General features: G+C 49.4%; 3 tRNA genes. All 3 read right to left on the minus strand.

From position 1 onward, the window contains the following. Position 1: 1 nt before the first annotated feature. Positions 2 to 74, minus strand: a tRNA-Glu gene (locus tag AC6UDC_RS06925). 16 nt (positions 75 to 90) lie between these two features. Next, positions 91 to 182 (minus strand) — tRNA-Ser (locus AC6UDC_RS06930). A 6-nt stretch (positions 183 to 188) separates the two neighbouring features. Further along, positions 189 to 261: transfer RNA gene (locus tag AC6UDC_RS06935), tRNA-Asn, on the minus strand. Positions 262 to 265: the final 4 nt, after the last annotated feature.

Raw genomic sequence — 265 nt, forward strand, 5'->3', positions numbered from 1 at the left:
ATGACCCGTACGGGATTCGAACCCATGTTACTGCCGTGAAAGGGCAGTGTCTTAAACCACTTGACCAACGGGTCATACTACAAAAATATACGGAGAGTGAGGGATTCGAACCCTCGAAACAGACTTTAATCCGTTTACATCATTTCCAATGATGCTCCTTCGGCCAGCTCGGACAACTCTCCATAGTACTCCGGCAGGCGGGCTCGAACCGTCGACAACCTGATTAACAGTCAGGTGCTCTACCAACTGAGCTATGCCGGAATAA

It is taken from the genome of Fructilactobacillus sp. X7R7C1 (genome assembly GCF_059901065.1).